The sequence below is a fragment of the Pseudomonas sp. Irchel s3h9 genome (genome assembly GCF_900187475.1).
Lineage (GTDB): Bacteria > Pseudomonadota > Gammaproteobacteria > Pseudomonadales > Pseudomonadaceae > Aquipseudomonas > Aquipseudomonas neuropathica.
Map to the genome: position 1 here is coordinate 23,603 of NZ_FYDH01000010.1, position 21,199 is coordinate 44,801.

Here is a 21,199-nt window from a genome sequence, read left to right on the forward strand (position 1 = left end):
TCTCTCTCTGTCGCCGATAGCTGCGGTGAATGTCGATTGTAATTAAGATGGGGCAATGTTTCCCCAGCCAAGGTGCCAACCGTGAGCGTGAACAACCCTCTGCTGCAGTCCTACGACCTGCCACCGTTCTCCACGATCCGTGCCGAACACGTCCTGCCCGCCATCGAAACGATCCTGGCCGACAACCGCGCCGCCATTGCCGAAATCCTCAAGACTCAGGTTCAGAACCCGACTTGGGCCGGCCTGGTACTGGCGATGGACGAACTTAATGATCGCCTCGGTGCTGCCTGGAGCCCGGTCAGCCACCTCAACGCCGTGTGCAACAGCGCCGAACTGCGCGAAGCCTACGAGTCGTGCCTGCCAGCCCTGAGCGTCTACTCCACCGAGATGGGCCAGAACCGCGAGCTGTTCCAGGCTTATGAAGCGCTGGCCAACAGTCCGGAAGCCGCCGGTTTCGACGTGGCGCAAAAGACTATTCTGGAACACGCCCTACGTGATTTCCGTCTGTCGGGTATCGACCTTCCGGAAGCCGAGCAGAAACGCTACGCCGAAGTGCAGAGCAAACTGTCCGAGCTGGGCAGCCGTTTCTCCAATCAACTGCTCGACGCCACTCAGGCGTGGACCAAGCACGTCACCGACGAAGCCGCCCTCGCCGGCCTGACCAATTCGGCCAAGGCGCAAATGGCTGCTGCCGCACAAGCCAAAGGCCTCGACGGCTGGCTGATCACCCTGGAATTCCCGAGCTACTACGCGGTGATGACCTACGCGCAAGACCGCGCCCTGCGTGAAGAAGTCTACGCCGCCTACTGCACCCGCGCCTCGGATCAAGGCCCGAACGCCGGTCAGCACGACAACGGCCCGGTGATGGAAGAGATCCTCGACCTGCGCCAGGAGCTAGCCAAACTCTTGGGCTTCGCCAGTTTCTCCGAGCTGAGCCTGGCCACCAAAATGGCTGAATCCAGCGATCAGGTGCTGAGCTTCCTGCGCGATCTGGCCAAGCGCAGCAAGCCGTTCGCTGCGCAGGATCTGCAACAGCTGCGCGCCTACGCCGCCGAACAGGGCTGCACCGACCTGCAAAGCTGGGACAGCGGCTTCTACGGTGAAAAGCTGCGTGAACAACGTTACAGCGTTGCTCAGGAAACGCTGCGCGCCTACTTCCCGATCGACAAAGTGCTAAGCGGCCTGTTCGCCATCGTTCAGCGTCTATACGGCATCGAAATCGCTGAACAGAAAGGTTTCGACACCTGGCATCCGGACGTGCGCCTGTTCGAAATCAAGGAAAACGGTCAGCACGTCGGCCGCTTCTTCTTCGATCTCTATGCCCGCGCCAACAAGCGTGGCGGTGCGTGGATGGACGGCGCCCGCGACCGTCGCCGCACGGTTGATGGCGTACTGCAAAGCCCGGTGGCCAATCTGGTGTGCAACTTCACCCCGGCCGACAGCGGCAAGCCTGCGCTGCTGACCCACGATGAAGTGACCACGCTGTTCCACGAATTCGGCCATGGCCTGCATCACCTGCTGACCCGCGTGGATCACGCCGGCGTTTCCGGAATAAACGGTGTGGCATGGGACGCGGTCGAGCTGCCAAGCCAGTTCATGGAAAACTGGTGCTGGGAACCAGAAGGCCTCGCACTGATTTCCGGTCACTACGAAAGCGGCGAGCCGCTGCCCCAGGACCTGCTGGAAAAAATGCTCGCGGCGAAGAATTTCCAGTCGGGCCTGATGATGGTCCGCCAACTCGAGTTCTCGCTGTTCGACTTCGAACTGCATGCCACCCACGGCGACGGCCGTAGCGTGCTGCAAGTGCTCGAAGGCGTGCGTGACGAGGTATCGGTGATGCGTCCGCCGGCCTACAACCGCTTCCCGAACAGCTTCGCGCACATCTTCGCCGGTGGCTACGCGGCGGGTTATTACAGCTACAAGTGGGCTGAAGTACTGTCGGCGGATGCCTTCTCCAAGTTTGAAGAGGACGGCGTGCTCAACGCTGAAACCGGCCGGGCTTTCCGCGAAGCGATTCTGGCGCGCGGCGGTTCGCAGGCACCGATGGTGCTGTTCGTCGACTTCCGTGGCCGTGAGCCATCGATTGACGCACTCTTGCGCCACAGCGGCCTGAGTGAGGACGCGGCAGCATGAGTGAGGCACCTGTGATTACCAAGAAACGCTTTATCGCCGGGGCGGTCTGCCCGGCGTGCAGCGAGCCGGACAAGTTGATGATGTGGAACGAAGACAGCGTGCCGCACCGTGAGTGTGTGGCCTGCGGTTACTCGGACACGCTCAACGAGCAAGGGCTGTCGGTACCGAAAGAGCTGGGCACGCGGGTCAACACCAGCGCGCTGAACAAACCTGCGCCGGACAAGACCGTGCAGGCGGTGCAGTTTTTTCCCAACCCGAAACTGAAAAAGAAACCTGACCAGCCCAATTGAGCTGTGGCTACTTCGCACCGAATCAACGGTGCGAGGTGGTATCTATGTAATGCCTTGCCCTTGCGCTTTCTCCGTAGGCTGATTTTTTCAGCCTACGGTCAAGGAAGACGCGATGCCCCCTACCAATCCCCTGCTACAACGCTGGCAACTGCCGGCCTGGTCCGACGTAAAGGCCGAGCACCTGGCACCCGCCATCAATGCCATCGTGGCCGATAACCAGCGGATCATCGCCGAAGTGATCGCCACCCAGACCGACCACCCCAACTGGGATGATCTGGTGATAGCCGTCGCCGAAGCCGACGCACGGCTCGCTGAAACCATGGTTCTCATCGACGTGCTCTCGACGGTCAAAAGTGCTGATGTCGACTGGGTAGAGCAGAGCGCCCTGTGCAGTATTACTGCGGCACGCTATCGGGTGCAGAAGTCTGCCAACCTGGAGCTCTATCACACCTATCAACGTCTGCAGCAGAGTTCGATCGCCGACAGCTTCGATGACTTTCGCAAAGCGTCGTTAGCCAAGACCCTGCGCTCTTTTCGTCTGTCGGGCATCGAATTGCCCTCCGAACAGCGCCAGCGGTTAACCTCGATAAACCTCGACATCGAGCTTCAGGAGCAATTGTTCCAAATCAATCTGGAGCGCAGCAATGCCGCCTGGAGCAAGCAGATTGACCAATCGGCGACGCTCGACGGCCTGTCAGCCGCGTTCAAGGATCGGCTGGCGCTCAATGCGCGTCGAACGGGAAAAAGCGGCTGGTTGCTGACGCTGGATCGCAACACTTACGAATACATCATGAAAAATGCGCGAGACCGGAGTTTGCGCGAAGAGTATTTCCGCGCTTATTGCACCCGGGCCTCGGATCAAGGACCGCATGCTCTTCAGTTCGACAACGGTCCGGTTTTGCAAAAGTTACTCGGGTTACGCCATGAAAAAGCCAGGTTGCTGGGTTTCGAGAGCTTCGCCCAACTGCGGCTTGCAAATCACATGGCCACCTCACCCACTCAGGTCGAACATTTTTTAAAGCAACAGATCGAGCAAAATCGTGCCGCACTGGATCAGGACATGCAGGCGCTGCAAGCATTCGCCGCAACGCAGGGCGTCGCAGAACTGCAGGCCTGGGATTTCGAGTTTTTTGCTGAGCAATTACGCCAGCTACGCTCGGCGAGCACACTGAAAGGACTTCGCGAGTATTTCCCGCTAGATGAAACGCTACGCCGGTTCTGCCAGTTCAATGAATACCTGTTCGGTATCAAATTGGCCGAGCAACAAGACCTAAGCAATTGGCACGAGGAGGTGCGGCTGTTTGAAGTCAGCGAATACGATCAGGTGATGGGGTACATCTACTTTGATCCGTTTCATCGTGAGGACGGCCCCGACTTTGCCTTGACCAATACCGTGCGCAACCGACGAATCAATGCCGAGGGCCGGCCGGCCCTGCCGATTGCCATCCTTCACTGCAACTTCCCGCCCGCGACCAGCGAGTATCCCTGCCTGCTTTCACACAAGAACCTGCGCGTGCTATTCCACGAGTTCGGGCATTGCCTGCAACAGGTGCTGACCCGCTCGCCCCACCACAACCTGTCGGGGATCTCGCAACTGGCGCGCGATACAGGTGAGTTCGCCGGGCAACTGTTCGAGCAATTGAGCCTTTCAGAGGAACTGCTTCAGTGGCTGTCAGCACATTACAAAACCCGCGCGCCGCTAAGCCGCACACGGCTAACGTCAGCACTGACCGCGATCGCGACGCACACCAGTCGCGATACCGCCACGCTGCTGCTTGAGTCTTTACTCGATCTTGAATTGCACCGTAGCGAGGAAAATGGCCGAAACGCGCAATCGTGCTTCGAAGCGGTGCTGCAAAAAATTCCGCAGCTGCAATTACCCGCCTATTGCCGCTTTGCCAACAGTTTCGATTATCTGGTGACCGGTTACGAAGCCTCGGTCTACGCCTACAAGTGGTCAGGCGTATTGGCCAGCAAAGCGTTCAAGCGCTTTGGGCGTGATGGGATATTCAATACGCAAACCGGCCGGGAACTGCGTGAAGCGTTCTTCTCCGGTGATTCGACTTCGCTGCTCAGCGCGCTGGAGACCTTTATGGGTCAGCCGGTGGCTGCTGATCTGGCAGCGCAACCGGACTGACGCGCCGATCACTCAATGTGGGCGGACTTGAACCAGCTTTTCATTGAACAGGTGGCGAAAGCACTGGTACTGCAATCGCCATTGACCAACGCCGTGCGCAATTTTTCGACATCCACCTGCGTCATGTAACGCACACCATCCTTGAAATGAATACTGTCGCCAAAACCGCCTTGGGTCATCTCGCTCAAGGCATCCTCTTTGCTCCACCCCTGAATCACCACTCGATACATCGCCGCCATCAGTCCGGTGCGGTCGGAACCGTGCTTGCAATGCATCAGCACCGGGCCATTGGCTTCGGCAGCCTGAATAGCCCGCAGGGTCTTGAGTACATCGGCGTCGTCAACGTGATTGGTGCGATAGGGAAGTTGCACCTGATGAATGTCGGGGTCAGACAACCAGTCGTCCGCTTCTGGCAGAAAGTTGATCACCGTGGCGACCTTGAGACTTTTCAGCAGCGGCACCGCGCCGTCATCCGGCAAGGCGCTGCGATAGAGCAATGGCGACAGCTGGAACAGGTTGTATTGCACTTCGACCGGTTGCGCCCACTCAGTCGGACGAACCGTCGATGCCGTCGCCGCCTGGGCCGGTATCCAGGGCAACAGTGCTAAAAAAGCTATACACAAAGCAGGAAAAAAACGCACTCGGGACATGCTGGTTTTACCGTGTCGGGATTCATCGATGAGGGGGAAACGCAGCTTCGGCGTTGCGCGGTCAAAGCCCTGTGAGGCGCCTGTCAAAGAAACGTGAATCCGCACGCTTTCCAGCACTGCCGTAAAGAAAACCGGTGTTTTTTCCGCTGAATCGGTTTATCCGGAAGCTTAGCCTGCTACCATTTGTCACATCATGTTGCAGACGCGTCCCCTTTTTCCGGGTCAGACCGGATCCGTCGCGACGAAAAATCCTCAAGCCGCTCGCAGAAGCGGCTGTCCTCTAATGCCTGATGAGGTGCACCCCAATGTCTGATGAAGATCGAGACAACCCGCGGCGTGAGTTTTTGCGCAAATCCCTGACCCTGATCCCGGTTGTCACCCTGGCCGGCACCGGTCTGGGCAGCAGCGTCCTGCAAGCAGCGCCTGAAGCGGCGCCGGCTGCGCCCGCGCCGCAACCGGTTCACGCTGATGCCAGCGTCTACCAACCGAGTTATTTCACCGCCGAAGAGTGGGCGTTCATCAATGCCGCCGTTGCTCAACTGATCCCCAACGATACTCAAGGACCGGGCGCGCTCGAAGCCGGTGTGCCGGAATACATCGACCGCCAGATGAACACGCCGTACGCCGCCGGTGCGCTTTGGTACATGCAAGGCCCGTTCAATGCCGACGCCGCTCCGGAAATGGGTTGGCAGAGCAAACTGGTGCCCAAAGAGATCTATCGACTCGGCATCGCCGCCACGGATCAGTGGGCAAAATCCCTCAACGGTAAAGTATTTGCTGAGCAAGACAGCGCTACCCGAGACGATTTGCTCAAGCAACTCGAAGCTGGCAAGCCGCAATTCGATGCGGTTCCGGCAAAGATTTTCTTCAATCTGCTGCTGCAAAACACCAAGGAAGGGTTCTTCTGCGACCCGATCCACGGTGGCAACAAAGGCATGGTCGGCTGGACCATGATCGGCTTCCCCGGCGCCCGCGCCGATTTCATGGATTGGGTGGAACGTAACGAGCAATACCCCTTCCCGGCAGTTTCGATTCGCGGCGAGAGGGCGTAAGCATGGCAACGGTAATGAAGAAGGTTGACGCAGTGATCGTGGGTTTCGGCTGGACCGGCGCGATCATGGCCAAGGAACTGACCGAAGCGGGTCTCAACGTGCTGGCGCTGGAGCGCGGGCCGATGCAGGACACCTACCCGGACGGCAACTATCCGCAGGTGATCGACGAACTCACCTACAGCGTGCGCAAAAAACTCTTTCAGGACATCTCCAAAGAGACCGTCACCATTCGTCATAGCGTCAACGACATCGCCCTGCCGAACCGCCAGTTGGGCGCGTTCCTGCCAGGCAATGGTGTTGGCGGCGCCGGACTGCACTGGTCGGGCGTGCACTTCCGGGTCGATCCGATCGAGTTGCGCATGCGCAGCCACTACGAAGAGCGCTACGGCAAAAGCTTTATCCCCAAGGACATGACCATCCAGGACTTCGGCGTCAGCTATGAAGAGCTGGAGCCGTTCTTCGATTTCGCCGAAAAAGTCTTCGGCACCTCGGGCCAGGCCTGGACGGTGAAAGGCCAATTGGTCGGTCAGGGCAAGGGCGGCAACCCGTACGCGCCGGATCGCTCCAATCCGTTCCCGCTGGAAGCGCAGAAAAACACAGTCTCCGCACAGCTGTTCGGCAAAGCAGCGACTGAAGTCGGTTACAAGCCCTACAACTTGCCTTCGGCAAACACCTCGGGGCCTTACACCAACCCTTACGGCGCACAGATGGGCCCGTGCAACTTCTGCGGTTTCTGTAGCGGTTACGTGTGCTACATGTACTCCAAGGCGTCGCCGAACGTGAACATTCTGCCGGCGCTCAAGCCGCTGCCGAATTTCGAGCTGCGGCCTAACTCGCATGTGTTGCGGGTCAATCTCGACAGCAGCAAATCCAAAGCCACCGGCGTGACCTACATCGACGGTCAGGGTCGCGAGATCGAGCAACCGGCGGATCTGGTGATTCTCGGCGCGTTCCAGTTGCACAACGTGCGTCTGATGCTGCTGTCCGGCATCGGCAAGCCATACGACCCGATCAGCGGCGAAGGCGTGGTCGGGCGTAACTTTGCCTACCAGAACATGGCGACCATCAAGGCGTTCTTTGACAAGGACACCCACACCAACAACTTCATTGGCGCCGGCGGTAACGGCGTGGCGCTGGATGACTTCAACGCCGATAACTTCGACCACGGCCCGCACGGCTTCGTCGGCGGCTCGCCGATGTGGGTCAACCAGGCCGGCAGCCGGCCGATTGCCGGCACTTCGAACCCGCCGGGCACACCTGCGTGGGGCAGTGCCTGGAAACGCGCGACCGCCGATTACTACACCCACCAGGTGTCGATGGACGCCCACGGCGCGCATCAGTCCTACCGTGGCAACTACCTCGATCTCGATCCGGTGTACCGCGATGCCTACGGTCTGCCGCTGCTGCGGATGACCTTCGACTGGCAGGAAAACGACATCAAGATGAACCGCTTCATGGTCGAGAAAATGGGCAAGGTCGCCGAAGCGATGGGCCCGAAAGCCATTGCGGTGATCGGCAAGAAAGTCGGCGACCACTTCAACACCGCGTCTTACCAGACCACGCACCTCAACGGTGGCGCGATCATGGGTACCGATCCGAAGAAGAGCGCGTTGAACCGCTACCTGCAGAGCTGGGACGTGCACAACGTCTTCGTTCCGGGCGCCTCGGCGTTCCCGCAGGGCCTGGGTTACAACCCGACCGGGCTGGTTGCCGCACTGACCTACTGGTCGGCGAAGGCGATCCGCGAGCAGTACCTGAAAACCCCCGGCCCGCTGGTTCAGGCTTAAGGAGCGATGACCATGAAAAATCTCGTTATCGCGACTCTGGCGCTGCTCGGCAGCGCCGCAATCCATGCGGCTGAAGTTGATCAAAGTTTGATCAAACAGGGCGAATACCTCGCCCGCGCCGGTGACTGCGTAGCCTGCCACACCGCCAAGGGCGGCAAACCGTTCGCCGGTGGCCTGCCAATGGAAACGCCGATCGGCACGATCTACTCGACCAACATCACCCCGGATAAAACCGGCGTCGGTGAATACATCTTCGAAGACTTCGATCAGGCCGTACGCCATGGCGTCGCCAAAAACGGCAGTACGTTGTACCCGGCGATGCCGTATCCGTCCTACGCGCGTGTCAGCGAAACCGACATGCAAGCGCTGTACGCGTATTTCATGCACGGCGTAGAACCGGTGGCACAGGAGAACAAGGGCAGTGATATTCCATGGCCGTTGAGCATGCGCTGGCCGCTGATGGGCTGGCGCTGGATGTTTGCGCCGAAGGTCGAGGACTACACGCCAGTCGGTGACGACGCCGTCATCAGTCGTGGCGCGTATCTGGTCGAAGGCCTCGGCCACTGCGGTGCCTGCCATACACCACGCGCGCTGACCATGCAGGAAAAATCCCTGAGTGCGGCTGACGGTACAACCTTCCTCGCCGGCAGTGCGCCGCTGGAAGGCTGGATCGCCAAAAGCCTGCGCGGCGATCACAAGGATGGCCTCGGCGGCTGGAGCGAAGAGCAACTGGTGCAGTTTCTCAAGACCGGGCGCAGCGATCGCAGCGCGGTGTTCGGCGGCATGAGCGACGTGGTCACCCACAGCATGCAATACATGACCGATGCCGACCTGACCGCGATTGCCCGCTACCTCAAATCACTGCCGGCCACTGATCCGAACGATCAACCGCATCAGTACGATGAGAAAGCCGCCAAAGCACTGTGGAACGGTGACGACAGTCAGCGTGGTGCTGCGGTGTACATCGACAACTGCGCGGCGTGCCACCGCACCGATGGTCACGGCTACACCCGGGTGTTCCCGGCGCTGGCGGGCAATCCGGTGCTGCAATCGGAAGACCCGACTTCGTTGATTCACATTGTGCTCAAGGGCGGTACGTTGCCGGCGACGCACACGGCACCGTCGACGTTCACCATGCCGGGCTTTGCCTGGCGCCTGTCGGACCAGGAAGTGGCGGATGTGGTGAGTTTCATTCGTGGCAGTTGGGGCAACAAAGGCGCGCCAGTTGACGCTGAAGATGTAGCCAATCTACGCAAGAACGATATGCAAACGACTTCCGGGGATGATTTGGGGCAAGTCACTACGCATAACTGACGGATGTGATTGATACGCCGTTGGCACGGTTCGACTTTTCGTGCGGTGTCAGCGGCCGATCAACGCTTGGGCTGAAAGCCTTTAAACTGCGCAAATGCATCGGCCAGCTGCAGATAAAGCTTCTCGTCGTATTTGTCGATGTCGCCATCGCCGTCAGTATCGACGGCGTCTTCGCAGATCACGTCATAACGACCATTGGCCTGCGACGACGAAGCAAAAAGCGAATAGTCGTAATCCATCATTTCGGTCGCGTCCTCGCTGTAGTGATAAAAAGCGATTTCCGGACTTGCATCCCGATCCATATCCGCGATTTCCAGCAGTATTCTGATAGCCATGGATGAAACCCTGCAGATTGATTGCGTGCTTGAGATTAGGGTTGGCGAAAATTCCGGTCTACTGTCAGAGTTGACAGGGTGTATGCCCAGCCAGTCCTTTACCGGCCACCTGCCATTTACCGTCTCTTCTTCTAAAATAATAAAGCCCTGCATGAGTCGTCATGCAGGGCTTTATTTTTATTTGCTGTGAGATTCTTACATTTTCAATTACGGATTAACGATACTTACATAAGCCTTGGCCAGTGCAATCAACTTCGCTTTGTCGTCGTTATCAATATCGCCATCACCGTCCACATCTTTCTTGTTGGTGCGAACAGTGAACGTTTTGCCACGGTCGCTGGACACCGCCACTACGTAGATCGAGTCGACCAGCGCCTCGGTAGGCAGTTCCTGTTCGGCGTTCCAGCCCAGTTCCTTTCGTGCCAGTTGCATCGAAACAATGGTGTTGGGTTCCGATGCATTGGGTTGCATCATTTGCACAAAGACACCGCGTTGATTGAGGTAAGACATGAATTAAATCCTTTTAATTTAGTTATCGGACAAGTGCCACTCGGAGTAGCCAAGGCTATCTTTGATAACTTGTCGCGACAATCAAACATATGTATCTCTGGTTGTACTTCGGCTCTGCACCTATATATAAATTTTGGAACTCAACAAGTATCCCATCGCTGAACGGTACTGGATCACAGCGGGCTTGCTCATGTACTGTATGCATATACAGATCTGGAGCCTGCCCAATGATCAACCCTCTCCCCCAGCGCGGTCGCGGCACCGCCAGCAACCCGCACAACCGCTTCGCGCCGAACCGTTCGGTGGCCGAGGATGACGGCTGGTATCAGGAGGTGCCGCTGACCCAAGGCACCGAGGTGATGATCGAAACCGCGAAAACCATCATTACCCGCAATACCTCTCCGGATCTGCCCTTCGACCGCTCGATCAATCCCTACCGTGGCTGCGAGCATGGCTGCATCTATTGCTACGCACGGCCCAGCCACGCTTATTGGGACATGTCGCCAGGGCTGGACTTCGAAACCAGGCTGATCGCCAAGACCAACGCCGCCCAAGTGCTGGAGGAACAGCTCGGGAAAAAAGGCTATCAATGTGCGCCGATCAACCTGGGCTCCAACACCGATCCGTATCAGCCGATCGAGCGCGAACACAAAATCACCCGGCAGACCCTCGAAGTGCTTCTGCGCTATCGACATCCCGTGACCATCGTCACCAAAGGCTCGCTGATTCTGCGCGATCTCGACCTGCTGACCGAGTTGGCCGAGCAACGCCTGGTCGCGGTGATGATCAGCCTGACCACGCTCGATGACGAGCTCAAACGCATCCTCGAACCGCGCGCTGCTGCACCCAAAGCGCGATTGCGCGCCATTCGGGTCATGCGCGAAGCAGGCATACCGGTCGGCGTGCTGTGTTCACCGATGATTCCGATGATCAACGACAGCGAGATCGAAAACCTGCTTAACGAAGCCCACGCGGCCGGAGCACAAAGCGCTGCCTATATGATGCTGCGTCTGCCGCTGGAAGTGGCGCCGCTGTTCGAAGAATGGCTTCAGGCGCACTATCCGCAACGCGCCGCGCATGTGCTGAGCCTGATCCGCCAGAGCCGTGGCGGCGAGCTCTACGACAGCCGTTTCGGCGCACGCATGCGCGGCGAAGGGGTGTTCGCCGACCTGCTCGCGCAACGATTTGCCAAAGCCATCAAGCGTCTGGGCATCAATCACCGCGAAAGCTACAACCTCGATTGCACTGCCTTCTGTCCGCCGGGTCGCCAGATGTCGTTGATTTAGCGACAATTGGCCTATGGTTGAGGGGTTGGAATCCTTCCGCCGAAATCACTCAGTCACGTTTTTTGTGACCTGGAACACACGTGCTAGAGCGTTTGATTCAGTTTGAGTTAAGTTTCGGCGGCTACCTTGTTCATCGAGTGACTGACGGGTCGGGATGACCCGGATGTTTTAAACAGCCACTGGCTTCATACCGGAATACATGGGAACGACTCCCCTAATCCGCCAAAGAGGATGAATCATGAGTGACAAGGATAAACAGCCGTTGGCTGCGTCGGCGCAAACCCCTGAAGCGGAATCCGCCGATGCAGCGCTGCGACAGATCGTAGACGGCTTTTTGCATTTTCATCATGAGGTCTTTCCCCAGCAGGAAGAACTCTTCAAGAAACTCGCCACGGCCCAAGCGCCAAAGGCGATGTTCATCACCTGCGCCGACTCGCGCATCGTCCCTGAGCTGATCACCCAGAGCTCGCCGGGCGATCTGTTCGTGACCCGTAACGTCGGCAACGTTGTCCCGCCTTACGGCCAGATGAACGGCGGCGTATCCACCGCGATCGAATACGCGGTACTGGCGCTTGGCGTGCAGCACATCATCATCTGCGGCCACTCCGATTGCGGCGCCATGCGTGCGGTGCTCAATCCGGACAGCCTGGAAAAGATGCCGACAGTCAAAGCCTGGCTGCGCCACGCTGAAGTCGCGAAAACCATGGTGCACGACAACTGTCACTGCGCCGACGAAAAAGAAAGCATGCCGATCCTCACCGAGGAAAACGTCATCGCCCAATTGCAGCACTTGCGTACCCATCCTTCGGTAGCCTCGCGCATGGCGAACGGTCATCTGTTCATCCATGGCTGGGTCTACAACATCGAAACCAGCGAAATTAAAGCTTACGACGCGGATCAGGGACGTTTCCTGCCGCTCGATGGTAGCCATCCGATTCCGGTGGCGACGCCCAAAGCGCGCTTCTAAATCTTCCTAAACATCTGTGTGGTTTGACGCCGGCCGCTGTTTCAGCGGTTCGGCGAAGCCATGCCTGAAGAAAACTTCGGGAGAATCGCCATGCGTGCGGCTCAATTGAAAGCGGTGTTGCCACGGGAGTTGCTCGCTTCAGTGGTTGTGTTTCTGGTCGCGTTGCCGCTGTGCATGGGTATCGCGATTGCGTCAGGATTGCCACCGGCCAAAGGTCTGATCACCGGGATCATCGGCGGTCTGGTGGTTGGCTGGCTGGCGGGTTCGCCTTTGCAGGTCAGCGGGCCGGCGGCGGGTCTGGCGGTGTTGGTGTTTGAACTGGTGCGCCAGCACGGCATTGAAATGCTAGGGCCGATTCTGCTGCTCGCCGGTTTCCTGCAACTGGTGGCCGGGCGCTTGAAACTCGGTTGCTGGTTTCGGGTTACGGCGCCAGCGGTGGTTTACGGGATGCTGGCGGGGATTGGCGTATTGATCGTGCTGTCGCAGGTGCATGTGATGCTCGATGCCTCACCAAAACCGTCTGGACTGGACAACCTCACGGCATTCCCGGCAGCCGTGGCGCAAGCCTTGCCGTCGTTCGGCTGGCAGGCCGGACTCCTCGGGCTGTCGACGATTGCGGTGATGTGGCTATGGGAAAAATTTCGCCCGCATTCGCTACGTTTCGTGCCCGGTGCATTGCTCGGCGTGGGTCTGGCGACAGCTGCCAGTCTGCTGCTGGCGTTGCAGGTCAAACGTGTTGAAGTACCGGCGAATCTGGCCGAAGCCATTGATTGGCTGAAACCGGCGGACCTGCTCAGCCTGGCCGACCCGACGCTGCTGATCGCCGCGTTCGCCGTGGCGTTTATCGCCAGCGCCGAAACCTTGTTGTCCGCCGCTGCGGTGGATCGCATGCACAGCGGCGTGCGTTCGGACTTCGACCGTGAGCTGTCGGCGCAAGGTGTCGGCAACATGCTCTGCGGTCTGCTCGGCGCGCTGCCGATGACCGGGGTGATCGTGCGCAGTTCGGCCAACGTACAGGCTGGTGCGACCACGCGTTACTCGACGATCTTCCATGGTCTGTGGCTGCTGGCGTTCGTGCTGTTGCTGTCGAGTGTGCTGCAAAGCATTCCGGTGGCGAGTCTGGCGGGTGTGCTGGTGTACACCGGGTTCAAACTGGTCGATCTCAAAGCGTTTCGAGGTCTGGGTCGTTATGGGCGGATGCCGATGTTCACCTATGCGGCGACGGCGCTGTCGATCATCTTCACTGACCTGCTGACCGGGGTGTTGATCGGTTTCGGTCTGACGATGTTGAAACTGGCGTTCAAGGCTTCGCGATTGAAGATCAGCCTGATCGATCTGCCGCAGGACGGCGAGATGGAGTTGCGTCTGGTCGGCGCGGCGACATTCCTCAAAGTGCCGGCGTTGACGCAAGTACTGGGCAGTATTCCGCAGGGGACGACGGTGCATGTGCCGCTCAATAACCTGAGCTACATCGACCATTCGTGTCTGGAGTTGCTGGAGGAGTGGGGCCGGGCGAATGCGGCGAAGGGCTCGAAGCTGTTGATTGAGTCGCGCGGGTTGAAGCGCAGGCTTGAGGGACGGATTCGCACAACTACCGGAATCGGCGCTGCCGGCTAAATTTGCTGGTTGAACTCAACCCCTGTAGGAGCTGCCGCAGGCTGCGATCTTTTGATGTTGTTTTTAACAATCAAGATCAAAAGATCGCAGCATGCGGCAGCTCCTACATTGGATCGTGTGAACTCAGGCAGCAGGCTGGTCCAGTTCCAGGCCCACACCCAGGCGTCGGCTCATGCATGGCCAGCGTTTCCACGCGGCGCCGGTGTCCGGGCTGCTGAGTTTGCCGCGGTAGGCTTCTACCGACTCCAAGGCAAAACTCTCGTCGTTGAGCATCTCGTCGATGGCGTGATGCACCGCTTCGTCCAGTTGGTTGGCAAATTCCTCACCGATCAATTGGTGAGCAATCAAGTTAGCGACCGTCATGTCCAAGGGGATCAGTGGCTGGCCGAAATGCTTGATGTACAGGTCGTTGACCTCTTCAACAAAACGGTGCGCCAGATAGGCTTCGTCGAGCAGGCTGTCCAGGCCAACGTGCCCGGCCATGATGGCTGGCGGCTGGAGGAAATACTGCTCGGCGATTTTCAGCACCGGTTTGATCTGCGATTCGATTCCCGCTTCCCTGGCAACTTCATTGGCTGCATCCAGCAGGTCTGGCACTTCATCAATGTAGGCGGCGACAAAACGCGTCAGCACACCGTTGGCGTCGGCTTCCGGCAATTGGATCGCCGGGTGTAAATGAGGCAGCTTGCTTTCCAGCTGACGGGTCAGCAGGCCGGTTTCTTTTTCGTGTTGTTGGGCTTTTTGGATCTGCTCGCGCAATGCGGCGGTGTTCATGAAAACTCCAGGAAACAAGGCAATGAAATAGGGAAGACATAACTTAGCTGGCTTACGAAAAATGCTAAGACGCATTTGTCATAATTATTTCATCCTTGATGCACCTGCGTTATATCGGTTTGCCACCACTCGTCTGCATCCTTCTCCATTCGTGCCCTTGAACGCAAGTGCCAGCTGTTTCAGCTGATTTACGTGCGCACATTGCAATTTCCCGTCGCTGTCTATACTCGCCATTGAATGGAGTTAGCTGATGACGCCCGACTGCACCCGCAGCAAGGCCCGGCGATTCAAGTTCGTAGTCTGATGCAGCCGCTCCCTTGCCGCAGGCGAAAGCCGGCGGGATAACAAGAACGATAAGGGGAACCCGCAATGATGCGACATCCACACGTCTGGATGGGCCTCCTGTTGTGGTCGATTTTCAGTCCGGCACACGCTGCCTGGACTGTGAATATGGCGCCTGGAGCGACTGAAATCAGTCACGCAGTATTCGACCTGCACATGACCATTTTCTGGATCTGTGTGGTGATCGGGATCATCGTCTTCGGCGCCATGTTCTGGTCGATGATGGTGCACCGCCGTTCTACCGGGCAGGTCGCCGCAAAATTCCACGAAAGCACTACCGTCGAAATTCTCTGGACCGTCGTACCGTTCCTGATTCTGGTGGCGATGGCCGTACCGGCGACCGCCACCTTGATCAAGATGTACGACACCAGTGAGCCGGATATCGATATCCAGATCACCGGTTATCAGTGGAAGTGGCACTACAAATACCTGGGCCAGGACGTCGAGTTCTTCAGCAACCTGGCCACCCCCGCCGAGCAGATCCACAACAAGGAAACCAAGAGCGAGCATTACTTGCTCGAGGTCGACAAGCCGTTGGTGCTGCCGACCGGCGCCAAAGTGCGCTTCCTCGTGACTTCCGCCGACGTCATTCACTCCTGGTGGGTGCCGGCCTTCGCGGTGAAACGCGATGCGATCCCGGGATTCGTCAACGAGGCGTGGACGCGCATCGACAAGCCCGGCATTTACCGTGGCCAGTGCGCCGAACTGTGCGGCAAGGATCACGGCTTCATGCCGATCGTGGTCGAGGTCAAGGACAAGGCCGACTACGACAAGTGGCTCGCCGAGCGCAAAGCCGAGGCCGCGCAGCTTAAAGAGCTGACCAGCAAGGAATGGACCCTCGACGAACTCAAGGAGCGCGGCGACAAGGTCTACCACACCACCTGCGTTGCCTGTCACCAGGCCGAAGGCCAAGGCCTGCCGCCGATGTTCCCGGCGCTCAAGGGCTCGAAAATTGCCACCGGCCCGATCAAGGATCACTTGAGCATTGTCTTCCACGGCAAACCCGGCACCGCCATGGCGGCGTTCGGCAAGCAGCTGTCGGAAGTCGATATCGCAGCGGTCGTGACCTACGAACGTAACGCCTGGGGCAACAACAAGGGCGACATGGTCACGCCAAAAGAAGTGCTGGAGCTGAAACAGGCGGAAAGCAAATGAGCCGGTCTATCGCATACCTCGTGAACCGGCCGGGGCAGCGCGCCCCGGCCCGCCCCACCCACTCACGTAAAGGAGACCGGCCATGAGCGCTGTCATCGATGACCACGGTCATGCCGACCACGCCCACGGCCCCGCCAAAGGCCTGATGCGCTGGGTGCTGACCACCAACCACAAGGACATCGGCACGCTGTACCTGTGGTTTGCGTTCTCCATGTTCCTGCTCGGCGGTACGTTCGCGATGGTGATTCGCGCCGAACTGTTCCAGCCAGGGCTGCAGATCGTCGAACCGGCGTTCTTCAACCAGATGACCACCATGCATGGTCTGGTGATGGTCTTCGGTGCGGTGATGCCGGCCTTCGTCGGTCTCGCCAACTGGATGATCCCGTTGATGATCGGCGCGCCGGACATGGCCCTGCCACGGATGAACAACTTCAGCTTCTGGCTGCTGCCGGCGGCGTTCCTGATCCTGGTGTCGACCCTGTTCACCCCGGGTGGCGGGCCGAACTTCGGCTGGACGTTCTATGCGCCGCTGTCGACGACTTATGCACCGGAAAGCGTGACCTTCTTCATCTTCGCCATCCACTTGATGGGGATCAGTTCGATCATGGGCGCGATCAACGTGGTCGCGACCATCCTCAACCTGCGCGCTCCCGGCATGACGCTGATGAAAATGCCGCTGTTCGTCTGGACCTGGCTGATCACCGCGTTCCTGCTGATCGCGGTGATGCCGGTGCTGGCCGGGTGCGTGACGATGATGCTGATGGACATCCACTTCGGCACCAGTTTCTTCAGTGCTGCCGGTGGCGGTGACCCGGTGTTGTTCCAGCATGTGTTCTGGTTCTTCGGGCATCCCGAGGTGTACATCATGATCCTGCCGGCCTTCGGCGCCGTCAGCTCGATCATCCCGACCTTCTCGCGCAAGCCGCTGTTCGGCTACACCTCGATGGTCTACGCGACGGCGAGCATCGCCTTCCTGTCGTTCATCGTCTGGGCGCACCACATGTTCGTGGTCGGCATTCCGTTGGTGGGCGAGCTGTTCTTCATGTACGCCACGCTGCTGATCGCGGTGCCGACCGGGGTGAAGGTGTTCAACTGGGCCAGCACCATGTGGCAAGGCTCGCTGACCTTCGAAACGCCGATGCTGTTCGCGGTGGCGTTCGTGATCCTGTTTTCCATCGGCGGTTTCTCCGGACTGATGCTGGCCATCGCCCCGGCAGACTTCCAGTACCAGGACACCTACTTTGTGGTCGCGCACTTCCACTACGTGCTGGTGCCGGGGGCGATCTTCGGGATCTTCGCCTCGACCTACTACTGGCTGCCGAAATGGACCGGCCACATGTACGACGAAACCCTCGGCAAGCTGCATTTCTGGCTGTCGTTCGTCGGCATGAACCTGACCTTCTTCCCGATGCACTTCGTCGGGCTTGCGGGAATGCCGCGACGGATTCCGGACTACAACCTGCAGTTCGCCGACTTCAACATGGTCTCCTCGATTGGCGCGTTCATGTTCGGCGCGACGCAGATATTCTTCCTGTTCATCGTCATCAAGACCATTCGCGGCGGCCCGCCAGCACCGGCCAAGCCTTGGGATGGTGCGGAAGGTCTGGAGTGGAGCGTGCCGTCACCGGCGCCGTATCACACCTTCACCACACCGCCGGAAGTGAAATGAACACAGATCTCCCTGTGGGAGCGAGCCTGCTCGCGAAGAACGATGACGCGGTTCATCTGATGCACCGAGTTGTCTGCTTCGCGAGCAGGCTCGCTCCCACAAGGGATCTGATGAGAGGCATGAACCATGGCTGATTCGATCTCGATGAAAAAACTCGTCACCCGCCTGCTCGGCGTGGTGGTGGCGATGTTTGTGTTCGGTTTTGCCCTGGTGCCGATCTACGACGTGATGTGCAAAGCCTTCGGCATCAATGGCAAGACCGGTGGGCAGTACGAGGGTGAGCAGGTGGTCGACACTTCCCGCCAGGTCCGTGTGCAGTTTCTGTCGACCAATAACGTCGACATGCCGTGGGATTTCTACCCCAAGCATGACGAACTCACCGCCAATCCCGGCGCGGTCAACGAGATGATCTTTATCGCACGCAATCCCACTGACAAACCGATGAGTGCGCAAGCCGTACCGAGCATCGCGCCGAGCAACGCGGCGGCGTATTTCCACAAGACCGAATGCTTTTGCTTTACCCAGCAGGTGCTGCAGCCCGGTCAGCAGATCGAGATGCCAGTGCGCTTCATTGTTGACCGCGACATGCCCAAGGATGTGAAGCACCTGACGCTGTCCTACACGCTGTTCGATATCACCGCCCGACATCCGCCGGTGGCTGTAAACACTGGCGGTTGAGCGTGCCCGATAAGGAGAACAATAAATGGCAACTCATGAGCATTATTACGTTCCGCCCCAAAGCAAATGGCCGATCATTGCCACCTTCGGCATGGCCATCACCGTTTATGGTCTGGCCGTCTGGTTCAACGATCTGAAGGCGACGCGCCCGGAATCCCACGGCCCGTACATCTTTTTCGTCGGCAGCCTGTTGCTGGCGTACATGCTGTTCGGCTGGTTTGGGGCGGTGATCAAGGAAAGCCGCGCGGGGCTTTACAGCGCGCAGCTGGATCGCTCGTTTCGCTGGGGCATGAGTTGGTTCATCTTCTCCGAGGTGATGTTCTTCGCTGCCTTCTTCGGCGCGCTGTTTTATGTGCGGCACGTTTCCGGACCAGCACTCGGCGGTGAAGGCACCAAAGGCATCGCGCACATGCTGTGGCCGAACTTCCAGTTCACCTGGCCGCTGCTGCACACGCCGGATCCGAAACTGTTCCCGCCGCCCAAGGACGTCATCAGCCCGTGGGGCCTGCCGCTGATCAACACAATCCTGCTGGTCAGCTCCAGTGTGACCATCACCATCGCTCACCATGCCTTGAAGAAGGGCCATCGCGGCGCGCTGAAAATCTGGCTGGCGATCACCGTGCTGCTCGGCTGCGCGTTTCTCGGCTTCCAGGCTGAGGAATACATTCACGCCTATCACGAACTGGGCCTGACCCTCGGTTCGGGCATTTATGGCGCGACGTTCTTCATGCTCACCGGTTTCCACGGCGCCCACGTGACCATCGGCACGATCATTCTGTTTGTGATGCTGATGCGCATCATGAAGGGCCACTTCGACAACGAGCACCAGTTCGGTTTCGAAGCGGCGAGCTGGTATTGGCACTTCGTCGACGTGGTGTGGATCGGGCTCTTTATCTTCGTTTACGTGCTCTGAGGACCAGAGCTACCAAGGCGCATGCGACACCAGTTGGCCGCTGTAAAAGCCCCAGGCGATCAAGCCGACGGTGGCGGCGGCCAATGCCACCCGAACACTCAAGGCGATGACCAGGCGATTGGAACTGCTGTCGTCCTTGACCAGGAAAAACAGGCCGCTGAACAGGCTGATCACCGTGGCAATCAGCATCAGGACGATGGCTGTTTTGAGCATGGGAAGAACTCCGGGGGACAGGCGATGCAGTTGAGTATAGCGATCGCAACGACTGACTTTGTGGCGCAGCCATGAAGCGCTTTCGCCCAGGCGTGATACCGACCGTGGTGGTGGCGTTGTTGCTGCCGCTGCTGGTGTCGCTGGGCTTCTGGCAATTGAGTCGGGGTGCCGAGAAAACCGCCCTGCTCGCCCGTTACGCGGAACGCCGCGCTGCCGAACCGATGGCCAGCAGCGAACTGCTCAATAGCGCTGATCCGGCTTATCGCCGCGTGCATCTGCACGGTCAGTTCGATGCCGCGCACAGCTTGCTGCTGGATAACCGCCAGCGTAACGGCAAGGTCGGCGTCGAGTTGCTGCAACCCTTTCAGGATCAACGCACCGGATTGTGGCTGCTGGTCAATCGCGGCTGGCTGCCGTGGCCGGATCGCCGCGTGCCGCCACAATTCACTACGCCCAGTGAAGCGTTGAATGTCGATGCCTGGGTCTACGTCGCCCCTGGCTCCACTTTTCAGTTGCACGCCGACCCGGTCAGCAGCACCTGGCCGCAAACCATCACTGCCGTCGAACCCGTCAAGCTGTGGAAAACCCTTGAGCGCGACGGCTTCACCTACGAATTACGCGCCGAACCCGGCCCGGCCAGCTACGAGGCCGATTGGCCGGTGGTCGCCATAGGCCCGGAAAAACACCTCGGTTACGCCGTGCAGTGGTTCGCCATGGCCACCGCCCTGCTCGGCCTCTACGTCTATTTGGGCTTGCACAACGCAAAGGAGAACCACCATGGGAACGGCCATGAATCCACCCAGCATGTCTGAGGCGAAGCCTGCCGCCACCCGTCGTCGCGGGCGCATTCAATTATTGCTGATTGTGCTTGGCGTGATCGGGCCGATGGTGCTCGCCACCGGCATGTACAAATTGCAGTTCTGGGTGCCAGAAGGTCGCAGCTATCACGGCGAACTGATCGGCAACGGCCAGACCCGCGCCGACCTCGGCGTGCAAGCGGAGGAAGAGCGCTGGCAGATACTGGTCACCGCACCGAAAGACTGCGCGGTGGACTGCCAGCAACTGGTGTATCTGGCGCGGCAGATCCAGATCGGCCTCGGTCGCGATGCCGGCCGCGCAAGCCACGCCCTTGCTGCTGCGCAACCGGTGAGCGCTGATTACGACGCCAAGCTGAGCCGCGAATATCCGCAACTGCAACGCTACCCGCTGGACGCCGGTGTGTTCAGCAAGACAACCGGAGACAAAGCCACGCCGCAACTGTGGATCATCGACCCTCACGGCAATCTCGTACTGCGTTACGAGCCGAATGTAAAAGGCAAGGATCTGCTCAACGACCTGCGGCACCTGCTGAAACTGTCGAACATCGGATAAGGGCAT

20 protein-coding genes are annotated in these 21,199 nt (G+C 58.9%); 15 read left to right on the plus strand and 5 right to left on the minus strand.

Translation table 11 applies throughout. From position 1 onward, the window contains the following. The first annotated feature begins 81 nt into the window (after nt 1–81). The 3 genes from prlC (at nt 82) to CKW26_RS17590 (ending at nt 4,560) form a co-directional block, all read left to right on the plus strand. A complete protein-coding gene (gene prlC / locus CKW26_RS17580; RefSeq protein WP_095049520.1) occupies nt 82–2,133 on the plus strand; it encodes an oligopeptidase A in 2,052 nt (683 codons plus the stop codon). Further along, nucleotides 2,130–2,423 carry a YheV family putative zinc ribbon protein gene (locus CKW26_RS17585; RefSeq protein WP_095049521.1) on the plus strand — a complete coding sequence of 98 codons (294 nt, stop codon included), beginning with the start codon at nt 2,130–2,132 and terminating at the stop codon, nt 2,421–2,423. The genes prlC and CKW26_RS17585 overlap by 4 nt, the downstream gene beginning before the upstream one ends. Nucleotides 2,424–2,535: 112 nt before the next feature. After that, nucleotides 2,536–4,560, plus strand: coding sequence for a M3 family metallopeptidase (locus tag CKW26_RS17590; protein ID WP_095049522.1), 2,025 nt, complete (start codon nt 2,536–2,538; stop codon nt 4,558–4,560). Between the two features lie 8 nt (nt 4,561–4,568). On the opposite strand, the gene CKW26_RS17595 is transcribed toward CKW26_RS17590, so the two are convergent. Next, entirely contained in the window at nt 4,569–5,210 is a 642-nt protein-coding gene (locus CKW26_RS17595; RefSeq protein ID WP_095049523.1) for a tyrosine-protein phosphatase, read from the minus strand. Between the two features lie 305 nt (nt 5,211–5,515). On the opposite strand from CKW26_RS17595, the gene CKW26_RS17600 reads away from it, so the two are divergent. Genes CKW26_RS17600 through CKW26_RS17610 form a run of 3 tightly spaced genes read left to right on the plus strand, consistent with a single transcriptional unit; the run spans nt 5,516 to nt 9,363 of the window. Next, entirely contained in the window at nt 5,516–6,262 is a 747-nt protein-coding gene (locus CKW26_RS17600; RefSeq protein ID WP_095049524.1) for a gluconate 2-dehydrogenase subunit 3 family protein, read from the plus strand. A gap of 2 nt (nt 6,263–6,264) precedes the next feature. Beyond that, nucleotides 6,265–8,049, plus strand: a complete 1,785-nt coding sequence (locus CKW26_RS17605) for a GMC family oxidoreductase (protein ID WP_095049525.1) — start codon at nt 6,265–6,267, stop codon at nt 8,047–8,049. A gap of 12 nt (nt 8,050–8,061) precedes the next feature. Then, entirely contained in the window at nt 8,062–9,363 is a 1,302-nt protein-coding gene (locus tag CKW26_RS17610; protein ID WP_095049526.1) for a cytochrome c, read from the plus strand. Nucleotides 9,364–9,422: 59 nt separating this feature from the next. On the opposite strand, the gene CKW26_RS17615 is transcribed toward CKW26_RS17610, so the two are convergent. Both CKW26_RS17615 and CKW26_RS17620 read right to left on the minus strand, forming a co-directional pair. Beyond that, nucleotides 9,423–9,698, minus strand: coding sequence for a hypothetical protein (locus tag CKW26_RS17615; RefSeq protein WP_095049527.1), 276 nt, complete (start codon nt 9,696–9,698; stop codon nt 9,423–9,425). 207 nt (nt 9,699–9,905) lie between these two features. After that, on the minus strand, nt 9,906–10,208 hold the full coding sequence (locus CKW26_RS17620; protein WP_095049528.1) for a hypothetical protein: 303 nt from the start codon (nt 10,206–10,208) through the stop codon (nt 9,906–9,908). 227 nt (nt 10,209–10,435) lie between these two features. Between CKW26_RS17620 and CKW26_RS17625 the strand changes: the two genes are divergently transcribed. The 3 genes from CKW26_RS17625 (at nt 10,436) to CKW26_RS17635 (ending at nt 14,078) form a co-directional block, all read left to right on the plus strand. Beyond that, a complete protein-coding gene (locus CKW26_RS17625) occupies nt 10,436–11,494 on the plus strand; it encodes a PA0069 family radical SAM protein (RefSeq protein WP_093429491.1) in 1,059 nt (352 codons plus the stop codon). A gap of 238 nt (nt 11,495–11,732) precedes the next feature. Beyond that, on the plus strand, nt 11,733–12,461 hold the full coding sequence (locus tag CKW26_RS17630; RefSeq protein ID WP_064116616.1) for a carbonic anhydrase: 729 nt from the start codon (nt 11,733–11,735) through the stop codon (nt 12,459–12,461). 90 nt (nt 12,462–12,551) lie between these two features. Next, nucleotides 12,552–14,078 carry a SulP family inorganic anion transporter gene (locus tag CKW26_RS17635; RefSeq protein WP_095049529.1) on the plus strand — a complete coding sequence of 509 codons (1,527 nt, stop codon included), beginning with the start codon at nt 12,552–12,554 and terminating at the stop codon, nt 14,076–14,078. Between the two features lie 123 nt (nt 14,079–14,201). On the opposite strand, the gene CKW26_RS17640 is transcribed toward CKW26_RS17635, so the two are convergent. After that, nucleotides 14,202–14,852 (minus strand): hypothetical protein, encoded by a 651-nt coding sequence (locus CKW26_RS17640; protein ID WP_095049530.1) that lies wholly within the window; start codon nt 14,850–14,852, stop codon nt 14,202–14,204. Nucleotides 14,853–15,221: 369 nt separating this feature from the next. On the opposite strand from CKW26_RS17640, the gene coxB reads away from it, so the two are divergent. The 4 genes from coxB (at nt 15,222) to CKW26_RS17660 (ending at nt 19,609) form a co-directional block, all read left to right on the plus strand. After that, on the plus strand, nt 15,222–16,349 hold the full coding sequence (gene coxB / locus CKW26_RS17645; RefSeq protein WP_095049531.1) for a cytochrome c oxidase subunit II: 1,128 nt from the start codon (nt 15,222–15,224) through the stop codon (nt 16,347–16,349). Nucleotides 16,350–16,431: 82 nt separating this feature from the next. Then, on the plus strand, nt 16,432–18,018 hold the full coding sequence (gene ctaD / locus CKW26_RS17650) for a cytochrome c oxidase subunit I (RefSeq protein ID WP_007911725.1): 1,587 nt from the start codon (nt 16,432–16,434) through the stop codon (nt 18,016–18,018). Nucleotides 18,019–18,144: 126 nt separating this feature from the next. After that, nucleotides 18,145–18,696: a cytochrome c oxidase assembly protein gene (locus tag CKW26_RS17655; protein ID WP_053125438.1), complete on the plus strand. Its 552-nt coding sequence runs from the start codon at nt 18,145–18,147 to the stop codon at nt 18,694–18,696. Nucleotides 18,697–18,721: 25 nt separating this feature from the next. Next, nucleotides 18,722–19,609, plus strand: coding sequence for a cytochrome c oxidase subunit 3 (locus CKW26_RS17660; protein ID WP_095049532.1), 888 nt, complete (start codon nt 18,722–18,724; stop codon nt 19,607–19,609). Between the two features lie 9 nt (nt 19,610–19,618). Here the strand turns inward: CKW26_RS17660 and CKW26_RS17665 are convergent, their stop codons facing one another. Further along, nucleotides 19,619–19,822 carry a twin transmembrane helix small protein gene (locus CKW26_RS17665; RefSeq protein ID WP_007911731.1) on the minus strand — a complete coding sequence of 68 codons (204 nt, stop codon included), beginning with the start codon at nt 19,820–19,822 and terminating at the stop codon, nt 19,619–19,621. 71 nt (nt 19,823–19,893) lie between these two features. Between CKW26_RS17665 and CKW26_RS17670 the strand changes: the two genes are divergently transcribed. Then, nucleotides 19,894–20,634: an SURF1 family protein gene (locus CKW26_RS17670; protein WP_095049533.1), complete on the plus strand. Its 741-nt coding sequence runs from the start codon at nt 19,894–19,896 to the stop codon at nt 20,632–20,634. Then, nucleotides 20,600–21,193: a hypothetical protein gene (locus CKW26_RS17675; RefSeq protein ID WP_095049675.1), complete on the plus strand. Its 594-nt coding sequence runs from the start codon at nt 20,600–20,602 to the stop codon at nt 21,191–21,193. The genes CKW26_RS17670 and CKW26_RS17675 overlap by 35 nt, the downstream gene beginning before the upstream one ends. Nucleotides 21,194–21,199: the final 6 nt, after the last annotated feature.

What these genes read in the sequence shown, in the direction of transcription:
- CKW26_RS17585 (WP_095049521.1), top strand. Translation starts at nt 2,130, where the DNA reads ATGAGTGAGGCACCTGTGATTACCAAGAAACGCTTTATCGCCGGGGCG.
- CKW26_RS17590 (WP_095049522.1), top strand. Translation starts at nt 2,536, where the DNA reads ATGCCCCCTACCAATCCCCTGCTACAACGCTGGCAACTGCCGGCCTGG.
- CKW26_RS17595 (WP_095049523.1), bottom strand. Translation starts at nt 5,210, where the DNA reads ATGTCCCGAGTGCGTTTTTTTCCTGCTTTGTGTATAGCTTTTTTAGCA.
- CKW26_RS17600 (WP_095049524.1), top strand. Translation starts at nt 5,516, where the DNA reads ATGTCTGATGAAGATCGAGACAACCCGCGGCGTGAGTTTTTGCGCAAA.
- CKW26_RS17605 (WP_095049525.1), top strand. Translation starts at nt 6,265, where the DNA reads ATGGCAACGGTAATGAAGAAGGTTGACGCAGTGATCGTGGGTTTCGGC.
- CKW26_RS17610 (WP_095049526.1), top strand. Translation starts at nt 8,062, where the DNA reads ATGAAAAATCTCGTTATCGCGACTCTGGCGCTGCTCGGCAGCGCCGCA.
- CKW26_RS17615 (WP_095049527.1), bottom strand. Translation starts at nt 9,698, where the DNA reads ATGGCTATCAGAATACTGCTGGAAATCGCGGATATGGATCGGGATGCA.
- CKW26_RS17620 (WP_095049528.1), bottom strand. Translation starts at nt 10,208, where the DNA reads ATGTCTTACCTCAATCAACGCGGTGTCTTTGTGCAAATGATGCAACCC.
- CKW26_RS17625 (WP_093429491.1), top strand. Translation starts at nt 10,436, where the DNA reads ATGATCAACCCTCTCCCCCAGCGCGGTCGCGGCACCGCCAGCAACCCG.
- CKW26_RS17630 (WP_064116616.1), top strand. Translation starts at nt 11,733, where the DNA reads ATGAGTGACAAGGATAAACAGCCGTTGGCTGCGTCGGCGCAAACCCCT.
- CKW26_RS17635 (WP_095049529.1), top strand. Translation starts at nt 12,552, where the DNA reads ATGCGTGCGGCTCAATTGAAAGCGGTGTTGCCACGGGAGTTGCTCGCT.
- CKW26_RS17640 (WP_095049530.1), bottom strand. Translation starts at nt 14,852, where the DNA reads ATGAACACCGCCGCATTGCGCGAGCAGATCCAAAAAGCCCAACAACAC.
- coxB (WP_095049531.1), top strand. Translation starts at nt 15,222, where the DNA reads ATGATGCGACATCCACACGTCTGGATGGGCCTCCTGTTGTGGTCGATT.
- ctaD (WP_007911725.1), top strand. Translation starts at nt 16,432, where the DNA reads ATGAGCGCTGTCATCGATGACCACGGTCATGCCGACCACGCCCACGGC.
- CKW26_RS17655 (WP_053125438.1), top strand. Translation starts at nt 18,145, where the DNA reads ATGGCTGATTCGATCTCGATGAAAAAACTCGTCACCCGCCTGCTCGGC.
- CKW26_RS17660 (WP_095049532.1), top strand. Translation starts at nt 18,722, where the DNA reads ATGGCAACTCATGAGCATTATTACGTTCCGCCCCAAAGCAAATGGCCG.
- CKW26_RS17665 (WP_007911731.1), bottom strand. Translation starts at nt 19,822, where the DNA reads ATGCTCAAAACAGCCATCGTCCTGATGCTGATTGCCACGGTGATCAGC.
- CKW26_RS17670 (WP_095049533.1), top strand. Translation starts at nt 19,894, where the DNA reads ATGAAGCGCTTTCGCCCAGGCGTGATACCGACCGTGGTGGTGGCGTTG.
- CKW26_RS17675 (WP_095049675.1), top strand. Translation starts at nt 20,600, where the DNA reads ATGGGAACGGCCATGAATCCACCCAGCATGTCTGAGGCGAAGCCTGCC.